The 21,428-nt window shown below is 45.7% G+C and carries 13 protein-coding genes; 1 reads left to right on the forward strand and 12 read right to left on the reverse strand.

What is annotated here, in order from left to right; all coding sequences use genetic code 11:
- Window positions 1–29: 29 nt before the first annotated feature.
- From CWI78_RS04310 to CWI78_RS04340, 7 genes are all read right to left on the reverse strand, one after another.
- Window positions 30–2,837 (reverse strand): glycosyltransferase, encoded by a 2,808-nt coding sequence (locus tag CWI78_RS04310; RefSeq protein WP_126780604.1) that lies wholly within the window; start codon window positions 2,835–2,837, stop codon window positions 30–32.
- Entirely contained in the window at window positions 2,830–5,226 is a 2,397-nt protein-coding gene (locus CWI78_RS04315) for an ATP-grasp domain-containing protein (protein WP_126780606.1), read from the reverse strand. Before CWI78_RS04315 ends, CWI78_RS04310 begins: the two co-directional genes overlap by 8 nt.
- A complete protein-coding gene (locus CWI78_RS04320; protein ID WP_126780608.1) occupies window positions 5,223–6,266 on the reverse strand; it encodes an ATP-grasp fold amidoligase family protein in 1,044 nt (347 codons plus the stop codon). The genes CWI78_RS04315 and CWI78_RS04320 overlap by 4 nt, the downstream gene beginning before the upstream one ends.
- On the reverse strand, window positions 6,263–8,290 hold the full coding sequence (locus tag CWI78_RS04325) for a glycosyltransferase family A protein (RefSeq protein ID WP_157982693.1): 2,028 nt from the start codon (window positions 8,288–8,290) through the stop codon (window positions 6,263–6,265). Before CWI78_RS04325 ends, CWI78_RS04320 begins: the two co-directional genes overlap by 4 nt.
- Before the next feature lie 133 nt (window positions 8,291–8,423).
- Window positions 8,424–8,915, reverse strand: coding sequence for a hypothetical protein (locus CWI78_RS04330; protein ID WP_126780612.1), 492 nt, complete (start codon window positions 8,913–8,915; stop codon window positions 8,424–8,426).
- Between the two features lie 76 nt (window positions 8,916–8,991).
- Entirely contained in the window at window positions 8,992–9,351 is a 360-nt protein-coding gene (locus CWI78_RS04335; protein WP_126780614.1) for a hypothetical protein, read from the reverse strand.
- A 165-nt stretch (window positions 9,352–9,516) separates the two neighbouring features.
- Complete coding sequence (locus CWI78_RS04340) at window positions 9,517–10,233, reverse strand: hypothetical protein (RefSeq protein WP_126780616.1); 717 nt, start codon at window positions 10,231–10,233, stop codon at window positions 9,517–9,519.
- A gap of 165 nt (window positions 10,234–10,398) precedes the next feature.
- Here CWI78_RS04340 and CWI78_RS04345 point away from each other — a divergent pair, with 165 nt between their 5' ends.
- On the forward strand, window positions 10,399–11,391 hold the full coding sequence (locus tag CWI78_RS04345) for a GSCFA domain-containing protein (protein ID WP_208642031.1): 993 nt from the start codon (window positions 10,399–10,401) through the stop codon (window positions 11,389–11,391).
- 10 nt (window positions 11,392–11,401) lie between these two features.
- On the opposite strand, the gene CWI78_RS04350 is transcribed toward CWI78_RS04345, so the two are convergent.
- The 5 genes from CWI78_RS04350 to cysD form a co-directional block, all read right to left on the reverse strand.
- Window positions 11,402–12,439: a hypothetical protein gene (locus CWI78_RS04350; RefSeq protein ID WP_126780620.1), complete on the reverse strand. Its 1,038-nt coding sequence runs from the start codon at window positions 12,437–12,439 to the stop codon at window positions 11,402–11,404.
- A 1-nt stretch (window position 12,440) separates the two neighbouring features.
- Window positions 12,441–17,240 carry a glycosyltransferase gene (locus tag CWI78_RS04355; protein WP_126780622.1) on the reverse strand — a complete coding sequence of 1,600 codons (4,800 nt, stop codon included), beginning with the start codon at window positions 17,238–17,240 and terminating at the stop codon, window positions 12,441–12,443.
- A 119-nt stretch (window positions 17,241–17,359) separates the two neighbouring features.
- Window positions 17,360–19,093, reverse strand: a complete 1,734-nt coding sequence (locus CWI78_RS04360; protein WP_126780624.1) for an SLC13 family permease — start codon at window positions 19,091–19,093, stop codon at window positions 17,360–17,362.
- 4 nt (window positions 19,094–19,097) lie between these two features.
- Complete coding sequence (cysN, locus tag CWI78_RS04365) at window positions 19,098–20,513, reverse strand: sulfate adenylyltransferase subunit CysN (RefSeq protein ID WP_126780626.1); 1,416 nt, start codon at window positions 20,511–20,513, stop codon at window positions 19,098–19,100.
- On the reverse strand, window positions 20,513–21,421 hold the full coding sequence (gene cysD, locus CWI78_RS04370) for a sulfate adenylyltransferase subunit CysD (RefSeq protein WP_126780628.1): 909 nt from the start codon (window positions 21,419–21,421) through the stop codon (window positions 20,513–20,515). Before cysD ends, cysN begins: the two co-directional genes overlap by 1 nt.
- Window positions 21,422–21,428 lie beyond the last annotated feature (7 nt).

The following is a 21,428-nucleotide window of genomic DNA, read 5'->3' on the forward strand; positions in this document are numbered from 1 at the left end:
CTTAATTTTCAGCTTTCGGCTTTAACACATTAGCGGCAAAGTGCAGACAGTTGCTCAACAAGTACAGGGCCTACAACTTGTGCATCGTAACACCTAGCTCTTTCTAACGCTTTTTTCTGCATTGACCGACACAGTTCTTTCGAGTTTGCCAGCTGCTGCAGCTTACTGCTTATTTGTGCCACATCCCGATAAGGTACAAGCACACCTGAACCATCTGCCAGTAGATCAGAAATAGCGCCCCAGTCATAAGCCACGACAACTTTTCCGGCTGCAAGGGCTTCTAACACCGAACGACCAAACGACTCCTGAAAGTGCGATAAATTGACAACCACATCCAGTTGTTTCAAGGCTTTGACCGGTTCATCCACATAACCGTGAAGAGTGACACTAGCCTTAGGATGCTCTTTTTTAGCCTCCTCCAGCGCATCGGTTACAGGGCCAAACAAATGCCATTCAAACTGGCTGCTATTATACAGCGCCTCTGCCAACTGATAAAAATCTTTTACACCCTTTTTCGCCAGGTTACTGCTAAGCATTCCAACCCGTAATGGCCTTTTCGATATAGTCTGAACGGCATTTCTATAGAGCTCAGGTACGATAACGTTCGGGACCACGGAGGTTCGATCCGGTTCACGAATCCAATTGGCAACGCTTATTGAATTCGCAATAAGATAGTCCGCATGGTTTAACAGGTGCTCACGAACCTGTTCAGCTCCAGCCTGCAAGGTGTCACATAAGGCATCATCGTGCTCCGGCAGCTCTCGTACATGAACCACCGACGGTACATTGCAGTATTGCGCCGCTAACAGCGGTTCGTGCTGCGTTAGGGTATTAACGTAGACTAACGAGACATAACTCATCCAGCGCTCTAGCAAGTGCATAATACCCTGATCATTCTGTCGCCCGGACTGCCACCACCTTAATGGCAAAAAGCTTTGTATATCACTACGCTCTTTTACAGCCTCAACATAGCCAGGGTTCATCGCGCTCGGCAGTACCACCCAAAGTCGAAACGACTCGCGCAGCATCGACAGCACATCCAGTAAGCTTTTCTCCGCCCCAAACGAGGCACCACTGGTACTGTGAGCAACAATCATAAGCAGTGGTCGACTATCGTAACAGGCTTCACCCGTCATTAACTCAAGCGGGCTTTCGCCTTCATTTGTGGTTTCTAAATGCGTTAAATGATGAATCAGCGGATTATCCGACTCGGGCAACCGATGCGCGAATCTATAGCCACTGGAGGTGAAACGATCTGACGGGTCACGTCCCTCCCCCGCACCAAAGCGTAAGTAATGCAGTGCCGGGTCAACGTTTGCGGCTCTCAGGTCGGGGTAGCGCTGCAAGTAATAATCTGCGTCAAACAAAGTACTTTCCTGCAATCGCATTTTCTGATTGTCTAAAACAGCTTCGGATGTGCCGCGACACAGTGATAACGGAGCTAAAAATGGGCGCTTTTTCGGGTATCGGGATAAATAGAGCGACGTCGCATTACTGTGCCAGCTCCCCGCTTCTTCTTGATATTGCCGCCGAGCTCCACCCAGCATACTGCTAATATGCGTGGCCGCGCTTTGTGTCAGCGACTGCTCAGCCACACGACCAAACGCAAGAGGAACTGCCGATAACACATCTCGTACCGCATTAGCGCCATACTCGGCCAATAGTCGATAATAGAACTCAGTATCACCATCTGCGGTTACCGTATCCCAATAACCCAGACATTTAAAAACCTGGCGCCGATACATCAGTGACGACACATTCGGGTATACCCAGCAGGCTTCAGGGCGCCAGCGTGAGAAGTTAAAGTCATTGTCGGCACGCACCCATGCGCTGCGGTTTGCCATAACTGAAGGATGTTTTAGCAGATCATATACCTGACTCGCTATTTTATCAGGGTGAGACCAGTCGTCAGCGTCGTGCGTTGTAATTAAGTCACCTTTACTGACATCGAGACCGGCATTACGCGCACCGTAAGCACCTTCGTTTTGCTCAAGATGAACCAACGTAATGCGCTTATCCTGCCTTGCCAACTTCGCCATCACATCAGCAGTGTTGTCAGTACTAGCATCGTTCACCAGAATAATCTGTAACCGGCGCCAGCTTTGTGCCATAAGGCTGTTAACTGCATTAGTTAAGGTCTCTTCGCAATTAAAACACGGCACTATTACGCTCACTTTAGGACGTTTTTGCCACGGCTTAGGCATACACAGCACACCGCTAGAGATTAACGAATCAAAAAACGGAGTCGCTGAAGTCCTTGTTAACTCAGCCAAACCTGCCCGTTTATAAATTTGATTCACTCGCTCTAAACGATCCGGAGGCTCCGACACCATAGCTTGTGCCAGATAATGGTCGTTCTGACTCAGGGCATCAAAAGCAGGCCAGTGATCCGCTGCTACAAATTGCTTTGCCCGTTCTAGCTGCGAGGTTCTCGTGAGCGCTTGAAGTAATGCCTGGAAAGGTCCTTGATGTGGCACTAACGCTTTCAACAATTCGAGTCCATCCGGGTTTTCTAAGGGCCCTAAAAGCTCAACCACCTGTTTCCAATCATTATTCGCCGCATAAAAGCGCGCAAGCTCCCAACGGGCGACTTCCTCATCAGCTTGGGCCAGTATATCTTCAGCTTCTTGCTCCTTTAACGACCAGAGCTCCTTGCGTGCCCCTTCACTAAACCAAATTGAATGTGACAGACTCTCGCTACGCAACGCCACCGGCCAGCGCCCCTCAAAACGACCAAACTCCAGATAATGCTGAAATGGATCAACATTCGCATCAGCAACATCGGGGTAACGCCCAAGGTAATATTCCTTATTAAACAGAGTGCTTAATTCAGTCATGCTTATTGCTCTCGTTTAACACTCTGCAAACCACATCTGTCGGCACTGCATTTTTCGGGCCTTTTATTAGCTCATTGTGCAATTGGTCCAAAGCACTTCGAGGTCCATAAGCTCTAATTTCAACCGACTCACCGTGATTCTTTATGTTAGCATCAAGGCTCAATGCAGCGCAGCGACGGGACGCCCACAGTCTGTAGCCAACATTAGTTACCTTGCCGCGAATACGGAAGAACTGCGCAGACAGCTTTCGGTCAATTGCATTAAACAGGTCACTGATAATTTCGCCAGCCGTATCGCGCGGCGAACCAACCGAAGGAAAGTGATGCAACGCCACATCACAATTCGCATTTATTTCGATGATTGCGGTTCGCTGCTCCGCAATAGGCGCCATTATGTCTCTCGCCAGAATATCTACACCGCAATAAGCTAAGTCAGTAAATGCTAACTGAGCCGACTCAGCTAACCGTTTAAAGTCATCATGTACTTGTTCAGTTACATCAACACTGTCACCACCGGCGGTTATGTTCGCAATATCGTTTAAATACAGCTTTTCGTTCTCAGGTAATACCGTTTGTAAGCTACAGCCATGTTTTTTCAGACGATATGCCATTGCTTTATCGTAGCGTATCACGCATTTTTTCAAATAAGGGTTAGCCTGGCGCTCTTCGTTTTTAAGCTCAATAAGCTGTTCAATGGTGTGCTTACCATCGCCTGTCACGCTAGCAGGCAATCGGTGAATAGCCGCAAGAAACCGTCCCCCGGAACAAATAAGTCGATAGTCGTCACCCGTAATGTGTTCTTCAACCACTACCCATTCAGACTGAGCATACTCTAATGCCGCCTTTAGCTCATCAGCTGTCTGTATGTTTGAAGTAACCCCTTTCCCGCCAGCACCGTCAATAGGCTTAACAACCGCCCGGGTACCTTCAGGCTGCTGTTGATACCAACTCAAAACCGCAGCGGTACTATTTGCTTTAAACTTTTCACCGGCAGGAGCGGCTATTCCTGCATCCACGAGTTTACGCTTAGTCTCAAATTTATCATTGGTTATGTTTCGCGTTTTTAGAGACGTTACTGCCGGCATATTCTGACGAAACCGCAGCGTTTTCTCATGACTGCTAATTGACCAACGGGCATGCCCTTTGCTGTTCATAAAGCTCTCTACCCGAAACCCGCGCTGCCACGCAGCACGCTGCAAGATTAGCTGATGGATATTCCCTTGGTTATGCAATAAGGCTGCGTTTGGCTCAGAAATAACGGGAGCCTCATCGGCTAATTCACTGCCAGTGAAGCTGGCCCGAGATACGCCTTGCTCCAGCTGAGCCAGCAATAATTTGGCATTAGGCGCAGTAACAGACTGCTCACTATTATGTACTTCAAAGCAGTGCCGGACAAAGGCATCAGCAAAATCAAACGGCTCCCCAAGGTCAGGATTTAACAGTGAACTTATTTGCGGCCGAGTATTAATTTCAATAGCAACCAACTCAGAGTCGGTATCAATGACATCGACCGCAAAAACCTCTAGCTCGGGAAAGGCCGCCTGAACACTCGAGCAAAACCCTGCCGCATCGTTCAGCTCACTCAGTTCAACACGTTCAATCAAACCGCCACTCGAGCGACCTAACTTGTCAGACAAAGTGATACTTGTATTTAGCGATGGAACAGACGAAAGCGTTAGCTTATCTTTTGTTAACTTTAAACGGGTTGCTTCATCAATTTTTATTCTGGGCAGTGCCTTTTCTCTACGCTCATGGTTCTTAGCTTCTATGAGCTCTTCTATGGTATCTGCTCCGTTACCAATGACATAAGGTGGTTGTCGCCGAACCGCGGCAACGGGACGCCCACCCAAGGCATAAACACGGTATTCCTTTCCCTGAACATAACGCTCACAAACAACCTTACCCGAAAGTTTCTTAACAGCCTGTTTTAGCTCTTTTTTATTTTCAATATTAGCAAATACATTCTTACCCATGCTGCCTTTAACCGGCTTAATCACCACTGGATAAGTCACGTTTTTAAAAAGCCGTTTACGTGCCTTTCTGTCGTCTAAATCATAAAGTTCAGGGGTCGTTGTTGTAACGCCATAGTCAGATAATGTTGCTGCCGATTCAAACTTATCTTTAACCGCTCTTAACACATCTTTAGAGGTATGAAGCGGCAATGTCTTGTTAAAAATAATCCGGCGGTTGCCGTCCGAAATACGATAAAGGTTACCCAATTGATTGGCTTTATTTAACGGCACCCTCAGGTGTTTGAAAAACGGTTTCCCCAGCCACTCGACCTGCAAGCCACGGCGCGCAGCGGCAAGAGAAACAGCGTAACTGCAACAGTTATCACTGCTAAAGCCAGCACTCAGGTAATCCTTAAACACGGAAGCCGAACTTGTCACTTACGCACCACCTTTTTGAAGGAATTAAACGACTTGCCGTTAATCAAATCTTGTTGTAACCGCGCCTCTGCTTCCAGGTAACATTCGCCTAAATAACGATCAAAATCTGTATTAAAGGCATTATATTGCCCTGGTCGCGGCGTAAACTCGCCGAAAACAAACTGGTTATTGCTGCGTAAAAAGTCAATTCGCATAAAGGCCGCGGGTATTTGCTCGCTAACAGACAAAGCCAGCTTAGCCTGCTCTTGAGTGAACCCTGTACCTTCAAACTGCTGGTTCCGGTAACGCCCCGTCTCTGCTCGCTCTCCATTCGGTAACCACTCGCAGTAGCGCCCACCTTCCTCTCGGTCCACTTCCAAAACAAAGCCTAATTTTCCATAAAAGCAGTAAAATTTAAGATCTCGAGCCGGTGTAATGCTGTTTTCATCGACATCGGCAATGAGTTCTTCTAGCACCCAGCGGTTGCGTTTTATGGCTTTTTTAGCCATTAAGCTTTTGGCTTTTTCTCTCAGTTCTTTTTCTGACGCAACGGTTTGTCCCGACTTCACTTCTATTAAACGCTCATTCAGAACAATAAACAGACCATTGCTTGACGAGCCGTTTGTTGGTTTAAGCACGGTGTTAGCTTGCAGCTCAATGTCATCCAGCTTCAGCGCTTTTGTTAGTTGCTTGGGGTGGCTCACACCTAAAGCTCGAACAAAACGGTAGCCTCTAGCTTTATTGTTTAGTGCTAACTCATTTCTAAAACCCGATAATTGCCGACGCCTTGTTGCCCGGGTTAGACAGTCTCTAAATGACGCGGCTGACTTTAACTCCGCCCCTACTGTTGCAGCCTGCCGCACAAAGGCTTCCGAAAGCTCAACACTGGGCATTTGTGCACTGACACTTTCTAAAAGTCGCTTACGCTCAGCCTTATTGAACGACGCGAAGTCGCCAAGCAATCGATTAACCATGCCCAGACGTTCTTTTTGCTGTTGTTCCTGCTTAGCTAATACAGCCTTAATATCAGCAAGTTTTTGCTCTACAGATGATTGTGTCATTCTAACGTGTTAATCCATACGCAATTGTTGGTACCGAAAAACTCGCAGGCGTTTCTCTCTGCCTGCTGATTTTCATCTTCTGTAATCTCTGTTTTCACAACCTTAACTGTCTTCACGTCCTTAAAGTCAGGCAAAGAAGCAACAGGCGTCGTTAATAGCTCACCATTTGCGACCAGAACGTTACTCACAGCAATATTATCACCAAACACCACAGGCTCAGCCAAGCCTTCATGCAATAGCTCAAAATAATTATCACAAAAACGGTGTTGTCGCTTTCCAAAAGCCGGCCAATGCAGCAAAGCAATTTTCTGACCCGGTGTTTTTTGGTTTCTCACTTGTTCAAGCAACTGGTTACTGGACTCTTTACTCGCAAAATCAGCAATGACTAACAGGTCAAACGTTCGCCACTCCAGGCTTTTCGAGGTCATTGCACGAGGAATTATTGTCTTCGCAGTCGGATCTAAACCTTCGCGGTGATACCAGCGGCAAATTTCCCGGTAAACATGACGCAACCCGTAATACACAGTACTGACATGAGTCGCTTTTGTGCGTGTTAACGAACCCTCATCGTCTAACGCGAACGCGAAAGGGACGCCGCTATTGCCGTGTATGATCGACTCTTTTCCAAAATGGTGCTGGGCTCGCCAAATTAGCTCCGTGTCGGCGCCTATTCTTACTTCATCCCATTGCCCAATTGCATTTATCGCTTCTCGTTTCAACATAAAGGAAGAATGACTGTAATGCACAATGCGGTCAGAGGGGCGCCAGTTAATGGTAAAGTGTAAGTCATCTGTAGCACGCACCCAGTTTAAAATGACGCCTTGAGCTTGCGGCTGTTCTCTTAGCAGCAGAACTTGTTGTTCAAGCTTTTGTGGATGCGACCAGTCGTCCGCATCATGAGTGGTAACCAAGTTGCCCGTTGCTTCTTTTAAACCTCGGTTACGCGCGGGGTAAGCCCCGGCATTTTGGGGTTGTTGAACCACCTTTAATCGGTCATCTTCGCTCACCATACGTTGAAGCACTTCAACCGTTTTATCCGTAGAGCAGTCATCCACCGCAATTACTTCGATGTTACGCCAAGTTTGGTTTAGCAGTGAGCGAACCGCCACTTCAATACGCTCTTCGGCATTGAATATCGGCATAATAATAGTGATTTTTTCAGTTTGTTCTGCTTCCGGCACTCTAAAGGCATTTTGCGCCCAGCTTGAGCCCAAATTAAAAAAGCTCAATGGTTTTGATGCATCAAGCCTCTCAATGCCCAAGAAACCCTGGCGCTCATAAGCTTCGGAAATGTTTTTTAGACGCTCTTTATCACTGTCTAATGCGTTAGCAAGCATTAGCCGACAGTCCACATCGTTAGGGTTAAGCGCTAAATACGCTTTCAATAGCTGTCCAGCCGTTTGCTGTTGCTCTAGTTTTAAGTAACAACACGCTTCTAGCAGTATGCGGTTTTTCGCCATACGCTGTTCAGGTAAAAGCTCGGCCATTTTTTCAGCCAACACCAAACCGGTTTTATAGTCACCACAAAAGACTTGGTAGCGAGCAATATGCCAAGCTGCCGCATGGCGTTCCGTTGCAGCCTCGGTAGCATCATTAAAAATAGACTCCAGCTCTTTGAGCGCTGTTGGCGCGTGCCCTGACCATAGCTTATCATCTAACAGTGACAGTCTGTCTTCGCGAGGATGCCTTCCCTCCGCTAGTCCATGCAATACAAAGTGCAGTAGCGGATTCATACCCGTTTCAGCAACATCGGGGTAACGTTCTAAGTAAAACTGAGTATCAAAAGCAGTGCTGGGGTTAAGTCCTTCCTCAGCCCCCTGCCAATAATAATGTTCAGCGGGCTTTAAAGCTGAAGAGGACACCTGTGGATACTGTTCAATATACCATCGAGCGTCAAAAAATGGCGATGTTTCTATTTTTTGAATAAACGACAGGTCTTTTGATGAGTCACGATGTGGGGGTACTTTCACCTTTCGTCTGGTCACTTTGCGAAAAACACGTTCAATGATGCTGGTGCCTGCCATGTGGGAGCTTCCTTTCCTCGAAGACATACTGCTAGCCCTTTTAAATACAATTGCTATAGGCTACTGTTCAGCGACTGAATGTTCAATAAAAAAGGGCCTTGAGGCCCTTTTTTATTTTGCTTTTTAACACTTATTATTGAATATCTTTTGATGCAATTCGTTCACCAATATACTGTGGCGTTTCAGCACCTTCTCCAAGGTAATTCTCTATATCTGTAATACGCTTACCCACTAATTTAAATTCCTTGGCGCCTGAATTTGGGTATACCTTTTCAGGGTCCATCGGTTCACCAACAACCCGTAGTTCTGGCGCCCCTCCCGGAACATGTGTTTCAGGATTTAGACGCTCACCTAAATGACGCTTAACTTTTGAGCCTGCAGTTTTTTCAACATCTTCATTGTCTTGCAGCTGGGTTACCGGCTGTTCACGTTTTGGCTCACTCTCCACTGTCTGGCTGGTCAATTGCGTTCCCTCGTTAGTGATCTTTCTAGCCACCGACTTACTGTCAGAACCACCTGTTGAAGCGATTTCTTGCGACGAGCTACCATCCGATTGGAGACTGAAATAGGCAAGAGCAGCCACAAAAACAACTGAAAAAGCCGCCAAATTCATTGCGAACTTCATGCTGAACTCCTTATAAAAACAAAAAAGCCACCGCATTATGCCGTAGCTTTTTCATAGTCACTGCAGCAACAACTTATTATTTTAAGTCGGCACGGGTAGCAACACAGAAACCGTTATGTTGAAGGTTAGTGTCAATTGAAAAACGCATACCTTTACCTGTTACATAAGCTACTTGTGCCATTTCCAAAAAACGATTACCAACTGATGGATCCTGGAAATCTCCGTCACAATCAAACGTTATATAAGAACTGCCACAAGAAGGAGCTGTCTCGCTGATATCAATATCGACTTGCGCCATACAGCCACCGAAATTGTCTTTATCAATAAGCACAGCTGAAATGTTACTTGGCGGAAGGCGTACGACTTCCGCATTTGCCACAAAAGAAGCTGATGCTAACGCTGCCATTGCCAATACTAATGTTAATATTTTTTTCATAGTAGAATCCTAAGTTAGTGGTTGTTCAACGTCCTTGCTTTTAAACTCCTGCTAGCATCCACTCGCTTCACAAGGCCATATCTTTACAATAGTACAACATTCAACTGTATTTTCCAGTAAAGATCGATACTTCTTATGGGATTTGTACGCTTTTTGCTAGCACAATTAATGCTCGGATAACAGCTGGCGCCAAACTCGCTCTCCAAAGCTCTTATTCATATGACTTATATCACGCTCTTCATGTAGCTTTTCTTTTCCATTCGGAGTCAGCTTTACGCTTCCAACAGAGAATTTTGCTAAGGTTTTACCATCTCGATTAAGAGTTTCTTTAGGTTGAGTAAGTAAGTCTATACCAATTTCCGAAAGGTGATTGCTCAACACCGTTTTGTATCGAGTAAACTCCAAAGGGTAGTCAGTCGCAGGAGTTTGGTCACCGTCTAGTTCAGCGAAAGCCGGAGGCGGTAAAAAAAGTATCTTATCGACATATTTAGATATGTTTTGATCATGAGATAAACCAAACAATCCTCGTCGCAACGAATGATTCACCATCAACTTTAATACGGAAGCCGAATAACTTCTTGCCAAGTCAGAGCGAATACGGGGCGTGAACCCACAATAAATAATGCAATTAGTCGATTCTAAATCAATCTGCCCAGAAGGCTCCCCAGACGTCGCAGCAAAACTATCTATCAGCTCTTTTGTTTGCGGAATTACTTTTTTATTTTGCTCTCGCAAAGCCATTTTTGACGACTTTTTATAAACGCTAGATCTTGCAGCGAAAAACCGGATGTCAGTTTCCGGAAACGCGGCAGAAATAGAGTCCCATCCATTTTTTAAGGCTGCAACATGACTGTTACCAATAACAACTATCGACTGCTTCACTTAGTAATATTCCTCTATCTTAAGGCTTAGTGTTAGATCTTAAAGCTAAGTCCGGTATACTCAAATAAAAGTTTCCTATATACACGATATGAGTAAATTTATATGAATCCGTATGAAAGTCTACCCGACAAAGCGTTTTGGAAAACTGCAGTCGGGAGCCGATCAATGTTTGACATTGAACAACTCTGGCAACCAAAATTCAAACTGAGACCTTCGGATAAAATTGCGACTTACGGTTCGTGCTTCGCTCAACACATTGGCAAAGCCCTTCGTGAACGTGGTTTCAACTGGTTAATTACTGAACCAAAGCCTCCAAACCTAACAGCTGAACAATCTTCGCTATTTAACTACGACGTTTTTAGCGCGAGAACAGCCAATATCTACACCACGTCACTTCTACTACAATGGGTTAAATGGGCTCAAGGAGAAGAAGTTCCAGATATTTTTTGGGAACAGAACAACCGTTTTATCGACCCTTTCAGACCTAAAATTGAGCCTCACGGCTTTGAAAACCTCGATGAGCTCCAACGCTTGAGAAAGGTCACAATTAATGCGTTTCGGCACTCTGTAGAGCAAGCAAATTACTTTGTATTCACTCTAGGATTAACAGAAAGCTGGACTGATAAAAACGACTTTGAATATCCAATGTGTCCAGGAACTGTAGCTGGGGACTTTGATGAAAACCAGCATTTATTTGAGAACCAAAGTTTCGACCAAATCAAAAGCAATCTTGAAGAAGCACTGAATCGCATGCGCAAAATGAACAGTAAGTTAAAGTTCATCCTTACGGTTTCTCCCGTTCCCCTAACGGCTACAAACTCCGGCCAACACGTACTGGTTGCAACAATGCGATCAAAATCTATTTTGAGAAGCGTTGCCGCAAGCTTGAGTGAAGGTACTGATTATATAGACTATTTCCCCTCCTATGAAATAATTAACAGCACACCTTTTAAAGGAGCTTTCTTCGAACCTAACATGCGGAGTGTGAATCCGCATGGAGTTGAGTTTGTTATGTCTCATTTCTTTTGCAATTTCGAAGACGCGATAAATTCGTCAAAGGAAAAAGCAAACACTAGTAAACCCAAAGTTAAACAAAGTGATGCGAATAGGCAAGACGAGCACTGCGAAGAAGCACTGCTCGATGCCTTTAAGAAATAAAACAACAGGACTACTGCGTCTTCCTCTTTCTCAATAACTTGCGGACGATAGATAACATTATGAGCTCTTTCGCTCGCAAGTCCTCGTCCTTCACTTCAATAATATCCAGTAAGTTATGCCTAAAACGCTTTGTAGACTTAGTTTCAGACTTTTCATTTAAACCTAAGTCAATCCCTAATGTTTCACGCACCCATTTAACACCATTCTCATTATTGGCCCTAATTTGCCTTTTTAACTCTGGACGTAATGCTGGTTTATTTGAGTAGTCTAGCTCCTTCTCTGCCTTGTTTATTTGCTTGACCAAACGGTTGCTGTCAGAGTGCATTACGTTATCCGCATCACCGTAAAAGTTTTTACGATAGTCATGTTGCACGAGCATTCCGGCTACCGTTAAAGATTCGTTAGTAGGCATTAAGTTAGCAGGCTTGCCCAAACTGGTACCAAAGTAGTCATTAGCAACACTTAGAAAGTCATCCACTACATCATTACCAATTAGAACTGAACGGTCGAAATGACGAACAGTTACATCGTCAAACTCGTCACGCCAACGCTTATATAATCCGGGGTAATCAAATTGATATTTATAAGGATTTGAGAACCTTGACGATGCCTTTATTCGTTGTTGAATTTGGGATAAGTAAAGTGAACAAGGATCTCGAAAATAGAGTAGTACTTTTATGTCATTAAACCCTGAACCGATTAAAAGCTCTTTAAATTTCTTGATTTCATCCGTTGTATAACCACAAAAAAACTCTCCACTAAGCACTAAGTTATCACTCTCATGTGCACTTTCGTGGAAGAGGCATTCCACTCGTTCGACAAACTCTTTGTAAGTGCCGTTTTCCTCTGGATACTTTGTTTTTATATCACGTCGAATTCGTTCGTGAGGCATAACGAGTGTGCAAAGGCGATTATGATGTTTATTATTGGCTATTTTAGGATAGGATAAACCCTGTAAGTCCCCATTATCCCTTAACATAGCCATAGCCTCTTGTATGGTAGTACTCCCGGTCTTCCCTGTACCAATATGCAACAATAACTTCTTCATCCTAATACTTACCTTTCTCTTTAATAAGTGCGTCAATTTTGCCTTGCAAAGACCCTTCTTCAATCTGATCGAGAGTCTGAATTATTGCATCAGCACGAGCACGGTAGCGGTCCTTAGAGCCTTTATCATCCTGGACTTCCAGTTGTTGCATACCTGAGTTTAAACGCGCAACCCAGCCTGAGAATACATAATTCCCGACATCCGGACTCAGCTTGGGCCTTGGAAGATCCCATTTATCATCAATATAGAGGTCCCATTTACCTGAATAACCCAAGCGCCAGAACATTTCCACTTTAGGTCGACGCCCATAACAGAAGTTTTCGTCAAAGGTTTCTTTCGCATCGTTTCGGAAAAGTATCTGAGGCTCCTCTATAGCTTCTGGCCTAAAACCTTCTCGCAATAACTGAGCGTTGTCAGTAATTCTGGCCATTGGCACAATATGATACTGCGTATTGTGTTGACGCAACACTGAACCGCGTATTTCTTGCCACGCAGTAAGGCTAATAAAACAGTTCCCGTCAAAGGGCAAAACCCAATAAGCTCGCTTGCGTCCGTCATTAAGCGCAAAATTACGGGCACCATTATTATTCATAACATAGTTATTTTTAGGCCGAGCCATAGCCAAGGCAATACGCTGCTGAACAACCTCCAGATACTCAGTATAAGGCTGCTTTAACTCACTCAGTACCGATGTGTCCAAACCAATTTGATCATACTCTTTTTTCTCAAAGGGTATGACGGTATAAGGCATATTATGCTTTTCCAACAGCTCCTTAATTGCTTTAAGCTCGTTAGGGTCAATAATACGATTAATAATAAAGCGTTTCTCACAGCGCGGAAGCTCTGGCTCATTCTCCAGAATAAATTGAATATTCTCCCGAGACTGACCTTTTTTATGGCGTGGCACCAAGTCATTGCCAATAATCCGATAAAGCACAAAGTTGTCTTTTTTCAGCTGGGAACGAACCCATTTGTTAATGTATTCGCTTTCAAGTGGCTTTAGTTTTTTAGCATTGACGGCTTCGTCGAAGCCTCGGTCAAAACGTTCAACAAACAAGTTGCGGTCATCGAGTGAGAAGTTACCGGCAAAGGTTTCCTTACCCCTAAAGTCCTTGCGCCGGTCATCTTCAAACAACACAGACTCAACCGAATAAATGAACTCGTTCTGCGCACGCCCAATAACAGTAATTTCATTATCTGCTCGATGGCTCTTATAACCATCAAACAATATGGCCTGCTCATAGATGCTGTAGATCCAGTCTTTACGCACCATACCAAAGGCAGCGATGCGCCCATGCCACTTACCACAATTGAAACCTAATACCGATTTACCGCTTTGTTCTAATTGTTCATAAGCAATCTTCAACCAGTTTTCGCCTGGTAAAGCATCCTCGGCAAGATAAACCACGTATTTAGCGTCGCTCATCCGAGCGGTTTGGTTGAGCGTATTAATAAAGCCTTGCCGTTTGCTGTCCACTGACACCACGTAGTCAGCCGCTATACCAGATTTAGCCTGTAAACGTGCAGCACAGGCCAAACCTTTTTCAGTATCAATGCAAGGCATAACAACACAAATGTCATGTTTAAGCTGTCCTTGTAGCTCATCAACCTTAGCTACATCTTTTAAATACACAGAGCCTTGAATAGCACTATGATTATAAGACTGAGCCTTACTGACATCGACAATGAGAAAATCCCGGTGTGTTGCTTTAACCGAGCTAAGGTCTTTGGTGTTCCCGGCAATTAAAGTTTTTAGCCACGTTTCTCGCTGGCCGAAAATATAATCTGTTCCGTCTTCGATACTCTCTTCAACACCGTTAAAAGCGCCACATAAAGAACTCTCCGCCGCACTCTGTGCGAACGTTAACCAGTCACGGCATGGGAAGGCAAACTCATCGACGACGGTTAACGATGTTATCGAGTTATTTTCCAGAACATCAGACAGAACTTGCTCAATACGCGCTATTTCTCCAGTAACTACAACCGTTTCAATGTCTTTACCAGCTCGCTGTGTCATTAAGCGCGCTGCATCTAAACCGACAGATGCACTTGATGCCTTCACCAAAGCCACATCGCCAGCTAAGTTCAAATCGGGCAGTGCTTGAGGCTCGACAAAACGAATGTGCGCATCAACGTCAACCTCACCAAACCCTTTAACGCTCTGACCGGACTGGTTATTCAGCAACTGCAAGTTACGCTGTTGTTGCGGCTGAATAAAGGTATCACTATTGCCGCTGGCGGCGTGGTAAAACAAGTTAAACCACTTAACAAAGTCTTTTGAGCAGTCATAGGCGGTTTCGCTTACCATTTTGGCTCGCTGTGCAGCCAGTTCAAAGCTGCCCAATGCCGCATTAAACGAGAACTGGCGCAAATACAAACGTCTTGCGGCATCGGTCATGCGTCCCGTCTCGGCGGTGTCTGAAAACAGCTGCTGAATTTGCGCAACCATGCCGTCCCAGTCGCCAAACGGAACCAACTTCAAGTACCCCTGACGGCCTAGGTCGCCTAAGTCAGAAATGTCGTTAGCGATAACCGGCGTCTGCATAGCAAAGGCATCGGTCGCTTTATAAGGGAACTGATAGTGACTCGCCGGTACCTCGGGGTTCAACCATAGAATCACGAGATCCGCAGCGTAGTTAATACGTGCCATGCCGATGCGATCCTGCGGCGGCAATACCGTTATGGTGTCTTTATACTGTTCAACTAGCTTAGCCTGGTCAGGGGTTGGCCGAGAGCCTACAAACAAGAGCTTGTAGCGAGAATCCCCCAAACGCTCTACCAGCTCGACCAGTTCGTATATGCCTTTGTGCTTACGCAGCAGGCCGCCGAATAGAATAATGCGGTCATCTTTGCTGTAGCCTAGCTCCTCACGAATACGGTCACGGTCATAGTTATCCGGGCTATACACCTGTTCGTCTTTCAAGTTGCGCATATACAAGGTATTAGAGTTGTAATGTGCATCCAGCCCTTTGTTGTGGGTAATGACCACCGGCGAGCGTTTAGCGAATGGGTCGAGTAAATGTGACCACAAGTCGGAATAAGGGCTACGTAGCGCTTTATCCTTTAGTTTAACGTCTTCAAAGCGCACTTCTTTGTGCTCATCGCCCGCTTTCGGCGAGCTGACCACCGTTTCTAAATCGTTAATTTCTAATACATAAGGTATTGCACGCTGATAGTTCACTGCCATCGCCAAGCCTAAACTTGGCACTCGCGGTTTTACCACGTACATAATGTCGCCGGTAACCGCATCCATAGCCGCCTTGAACGCATCAAAAAAGCTCGGGAAATCTGAACCTTTAAAGTACTTGGTTTCAAAATCGGGGTTATCGTCTTTAAGTGGACCAAAAATACCTTCGTCAAAAAAGTCGAACGAAATTAGCTCGACTTTGTAGCGACGCGACAAGGCTTCAGCGACAGAATAAGGCTTAGAGAAATGATTGCGACAGTGATCCCAAATAATCACTGACACCTTTTCCATCGGCTTTTGTACCGGTGTGGGCAAACCACTCGTAAAGTATTGTTCTATCTTTCGGTTAATAATAGGAATGCAACTGTCATCGCCCTTTCGTACCTGAGTAATTTGTTCAAGCTGGTCGTTACGCTGATATAAGGCTAAAAATAACGGCACATGAAGCGGATCACGAAGCCAGGTGTACTTCAGCATTAAGTCGTAGTCTTGTCGGCGCGTTAAACTTGGGTCGAACCCACCAAAAGCGTCGTAAAGTTCACGCTTGTGAGCAAAAGTGTTCAAGTCAATAAATGGCTTAGTAATTAAACGTTCGTGATTAAACTCAGGGCGATGAGTAGAGCGAATCTCTATATCACCACTGGCTTTTACCTGGTAATCAATAAAATCAAAATACAACGCCGAGCGGCCATTATTTTTTTGAAAGCTGGTAACAACTAGCTTTAGATAGTTTGGATGCCAATAATTGTCTGTATCCAAATAACAAATGATATCACCGCGAGCCTTTGACAAACCTAAGTTTCGCGCGGCTGCCGCTCCGGCATTTCCTTGTTGTAAGTAACGCACCCTATCATCATCAAGGCTTTGAATTTTAGCCTCAGTGTCATCAGTGCTGCCGTCATCACATACCAATAACTCAAAATTTTCGTAAGACTGCTGTAGCACCGACGCAATGGCATCAAAAATAATGGCGCTACGGTTATAGGTAGGCATAACAACGGAGACAAGCAGTGTGTTAGCTACATCAAAGTTTTCAATAATTTCGCCTATGCCTGCCTCGTTTTCGGCAAGCTTCGCAGCCACCTTCGTCACATAATCTGGACTACTTTCGAGAGACGACAATACTTGCTGATAAACGCCATCAGGCAGTTTAACGGGGCCTGCCGGAACGCCTTTTTTCACCTGGGGTTTAGGAGCAAAGATTAGCTCAGGCTTTGCCTCAACTTTTTCAGTAGTATGACTGCGCAATAGCTTAAGGGCTTTATTCTGGGGCATATCCACAGCCCCCCAAATTAACGCATACAATGCCTGCGCAACGTTCTCTTCAGCTGCGACAAACCTCTTACATGGCGTATTAATAACGTCGTTCAGCAAAGTGTCCTGGAAACTACGAGTATCAGATATGCTTAGTTTCTCTGGCGTTATTTCATCAGCTTCAGGCAACTGTTCCCGCAAACGTTCAGCGGCCAACGACAGGTTAAACTCAGCCATTGAAACAAGGCGTTCATCACGCACCATAGCATGAACGTACAACCGAATTGCACGCTTATAGTTGCCTTCAGAAAGAGCCGCATTCCCCTTACTAATCAATGACGTGCTGCTAGGGTTTACCATAGGCTGGTAACTGTTCCTTTAATTTAATGTTCCACATATTATAAAGCGGAAGGCAGTGATTACTACCCTCCGCTTTTATTTCCAATAATGTAAACGTAGCTAGTGCTGTGCTGCTCGACTTATGCGAATGGAAACACAAGAGGAATAGCAAACAGCGTCAGTAAAATATAGGTTAAGGCCACTGGCACGCCGCTGTATAAAAAATGTTTCAGACGGTAGTTACTAGCGTTAAATACCATTAGATTGGTTTGGTAGCCATAAGGCGTAATAAAACTGGCCGACGCCGCAAAAGCAACACCCAAAATAATGGGGAACGGGTCAACCCCCATACCTAGCGACAAACTGTAAGCCACAGGAAACATCAATGCCGCAGCGGCGTTATTGGTAATAACTTCAGTCAGTATATAGGTAATTAAGAATACGCCAGCGAGTAACACAAACGGCGTGTGACCAGCCAAACTTGAACGTGCAAATTCGGCAATAGCTGCCGAAGCCCCGGTATTGGTTAAAGCCTCTGCGATGCATAACGCACTGGCCACTATGACCCAAATTTCGACCGGAAAGCGGCGCTTTATTTCATTCGCGTTCAGGCAGCCGGAGAACAGCAAGGCTCCCAGCAAAAATAACACACCGTAAAAAAGCGAGGCTCCAGTGACGACGGTAGCTGCAATCATGGTTAAGAAACCATACAAAGTCAGCTTTTCGCGCCAGCCACTGAGCATGTTTTCTGGCTCGACACCGCTTAATACGTAAAAGTTTTTACTCAAGTTCGTACGCGAGGCAAAGTCAGGGCCTGTCGCTAATAGCAAGAAGTCTCCAGCTTGCAGTTTAACCTCACCTAACTTACCGCTAATTTTCCCGCCGTCACGACGAATAGCAACAACGGCGGCATCAAATCGGGCCCGGAAGCCGGTAGACTTTAATGTGCGTCCGGTTAAAACCGACTCTTCTTTTATAATCACTTCCGTTAACTGATGAGTTTCTAAGCCACTGTCGTCGGCAAAGAGTTTTAAACCGTCGAACTGGTTGAGTGTTTTTACTTTGCTGATGTCACCACTAAACAGAAGTTTATCACCCGCTTGCAGTACGTCGTAGCGTGCCACTGGCCTCAATACTTCATGGCCACCTTTGCGAACAATTTCGGCTAGGAATAGGTCTTCTAAATGACGTAATCCAGCTTCATCGACATGCTTACCCACTAAGGGTGAGTCGTCATTAAGTTCAGCTTCAACGTAGTATTCGGTGGTTTCTTTGCTGCCGTTTTCGTGGTGAGGGAGAAAGCGGCTAACAATAAACAGCGTAATAAGTCCGCCAGTTAATACAATGGCACCCACTAAAGTGAAGTCAAAAAACTTAAAACCAGCATGACCGGTATCGGTAAACATGGAGTTAACAATAAGATTGGTCGAAGTACCAATGAGGGTGAGCGTGCCACCCATAATTGAGGCGTAGGACAAAGGAATAAGCAACCGTGAAGCGGCAACCTTTTTATTGTTACGCACCGAGTTGAGCAGTGCAGCCACTACGGCGGTGTTATTTAGGACCGACGACGCCAATGCACTTAGACCCATGGTTCGCCAAACGCTGGCGGGCTCGGAGTCCGTAAATAAAAACCGGCTTACTTTGCGTAGCAAGCCGGTTTTTTCAAGGGCAAAGGAAATCAGTATCAGCATAATGAGTGTTGCTAAGCCCTGGTTAGCGGCGTTAGCAAGCAGCTCATCGACTGAGATCCAGCCGGTTCCCAAGGTAACCAACATCGCCCCACCGAAAATTCTGGCGCTGTACTGCTGAAACTTTATCAGCAGCACAACCATAAGAATCAGTAACCCGGTTAAAGCGATGATATCCGGCATTGGATTATTTCAGCAGATCTTTGGCACCCCAATGCGGGAAGTGCTTGCGAACCAACGCATTTAGCTCTAATTCAAATTCGCTAAACTCGTTGCGGCCTGTTTCCTCGTTATCAGAAGATAACGCTTCATCAACCATGCCTGCGCCAATAGTGACGTTAGTCATACGGTCAATGATGATAAAGGCCCCTGTTTCTTTGTGTTTCTGATACGCATCAAACACCACCGGGTCATGAATGTGCACATCAACCAGCCCAATCTCATTCAGTTCTAGTTTCCCGGCTTCTTTTTCTTTCAGCGTATTCACATCAATTTGGTGATGCACTTCCGTAACTTCGCCACGGGTGAACTTAGAGTTGAATTTAATGTAGTACTCGCGATGCGGTTCAAGACCTTTTTCGTGCATCCACACGACTTTAGCGCGCATGCGGTTCGACACGTGCGGTAAGTTGTCCTTGCGCACAATCATGTCGCCACGGCTAATATCAATTTCATCGTTCAGTGTCAGGGTTACCGCCATAGGAGCGTGCGCTTCGTCTAACTCACCATCAAAAGTCACAATAGACTTAATGGTGGAAATTTTACCTGATGGCAAGGCACGAACCGTATCACCGACTTTAACGGATCCCGCAGTAATAGTTCCCTGAAAACCGCGAAAATCTGAGTTAGGGCGGCACACCAACTGCACCGGCATACGAAATTCTTCCGTATCCTGAGGCTGGTCAATTTCGGCGTTTTCTAAGTATTCCATTAACGTCGAGCCGCGGAACCAGTCCAGCTTTTCACTGCGGTTAACCACGTTGTCGCCTTTCAACGCTGAAATTGGCACAAAACGAATATCCGGAATTTCCAACGAACCCGCCAGCTTCAGGTAGTCGTCCTGAATTTGCTTATAAACATCTTGCGAATAGTCCACCAGATCCATTTTATTTATGGCAACTACGACATGCTTGATGCCTAACAATGAACAAATATAGCTATGACGTCGGGTTTGGGTTTGCACGCCCTGACTGGCATCGATCAAAATTACCGCTAGGTCACAGGTTGAAGCGCCGGTCGCCATGTTACGGGTGTACTGTTCGTGCCCCGGCGTATCCGCAATAATGAACTTACGCTTGTCGGTTGAGAAGTAACGGTACGCCACGTCAATGGTAATGCCCTGCTCACGCTCAGACTGCAAGCCGTCAACCAGCAATGCTAAGTCCACTTCGTCGCCCTGAGTACCGGATTTTTTCGAGTCTTCAGTAATGGCGGCCAGCTGGTCTTCAAAGATCATTTTGCTGTCGTGCAGTAAACGGCCAATTAGCGTACTTTTACCGTCATCGACACTGCCACAGGTAATAAAACGCAGCAGCTCTTTGTTTTCATGCTGTTCTAAGTACGCCAGAATGTCTTTTTCAATTAATGGTGATGCGTGGCTCATTAGAAATACCCTTCCATTTTCTTCTTCTCCATAGAACCCGCGCTATCGTGGTCGATAACCCGGCCCTGACGCTCTGACGTTTTAGTCAGCAACATTTCCTGAATAATTTCAGGCAAAGTTGCCGCGTCAGACTCGACTGCGCCGGTTAACGGGTAACAGCCCAGGGTACGGAAGCGCACCATCTTCATTTCTGGCGTTTCGCCGTCTTCTAACGGCATGCGTTCGTCGTCGACCATAATCAATGTGCCGTCACGCTCAACGACCGGACGCTCTTTAGCCAAGTACAACTGAGGAATATCAATATTCTCTAAATAGATGTATTGCCAAATATCCAGCTCGGTCCAGTTCGACAGAGGGAACACGCGAATGCTCTCGCCTTTATCCACTTTACCGTTGTATATGTTCCAAAGCTCAGGGCGCTGGTTTTTCGGGTCCCACCGGTGATTCTTGTCGCGGAACGAATAAACGCGCTCTTTCGCACGTGACTTCTCTTCGTCGCGGCGCGCACCGCCAAAAGCCGCATCGAATTTGTATTTGTTCAATGCCTGCTTCAAGGCTTGCGTTTTCATAATGTCGGTATGCTTAGCACTACCATGGCTAAACGGCCCTACACCCGCTTCGACACCTTCTTGGTTAATATACTCAATAAGCTCAAAGTCATATTTTTCCGCCATGCGGTCACGAAACTCTATCATTTCGCGGAACTTCCAGGTGGTGTTCACATGCATGAGCGGGAAAGGAATTTTGCCCGGGTAAAACGCTTTACGCGCCAAGTGCAATAATACGGAAGAGTCTTTACCAACCGAGTACAGCATAACGGGGTTATCAAATTCCGCCGCTACCTCGCGGAAAATTTGAATCGACTCGTTCTCAAGAGCCTTTAAATGGGTTAATCGTTTTTCGTTCATCAAGCAA

The sequence above is a fragment of the Idiomarina ramblicola genome, from assembly GCF_003987255.1.
In the GTDB taxonomy this organism is placed as follows: domain Bacteria; phylum Pseudomonadota; class Gammaproteobacteria; order Enterobacterales; family Alteromonadaceae; genus Idiomarina; species Idiomarina ramblicola.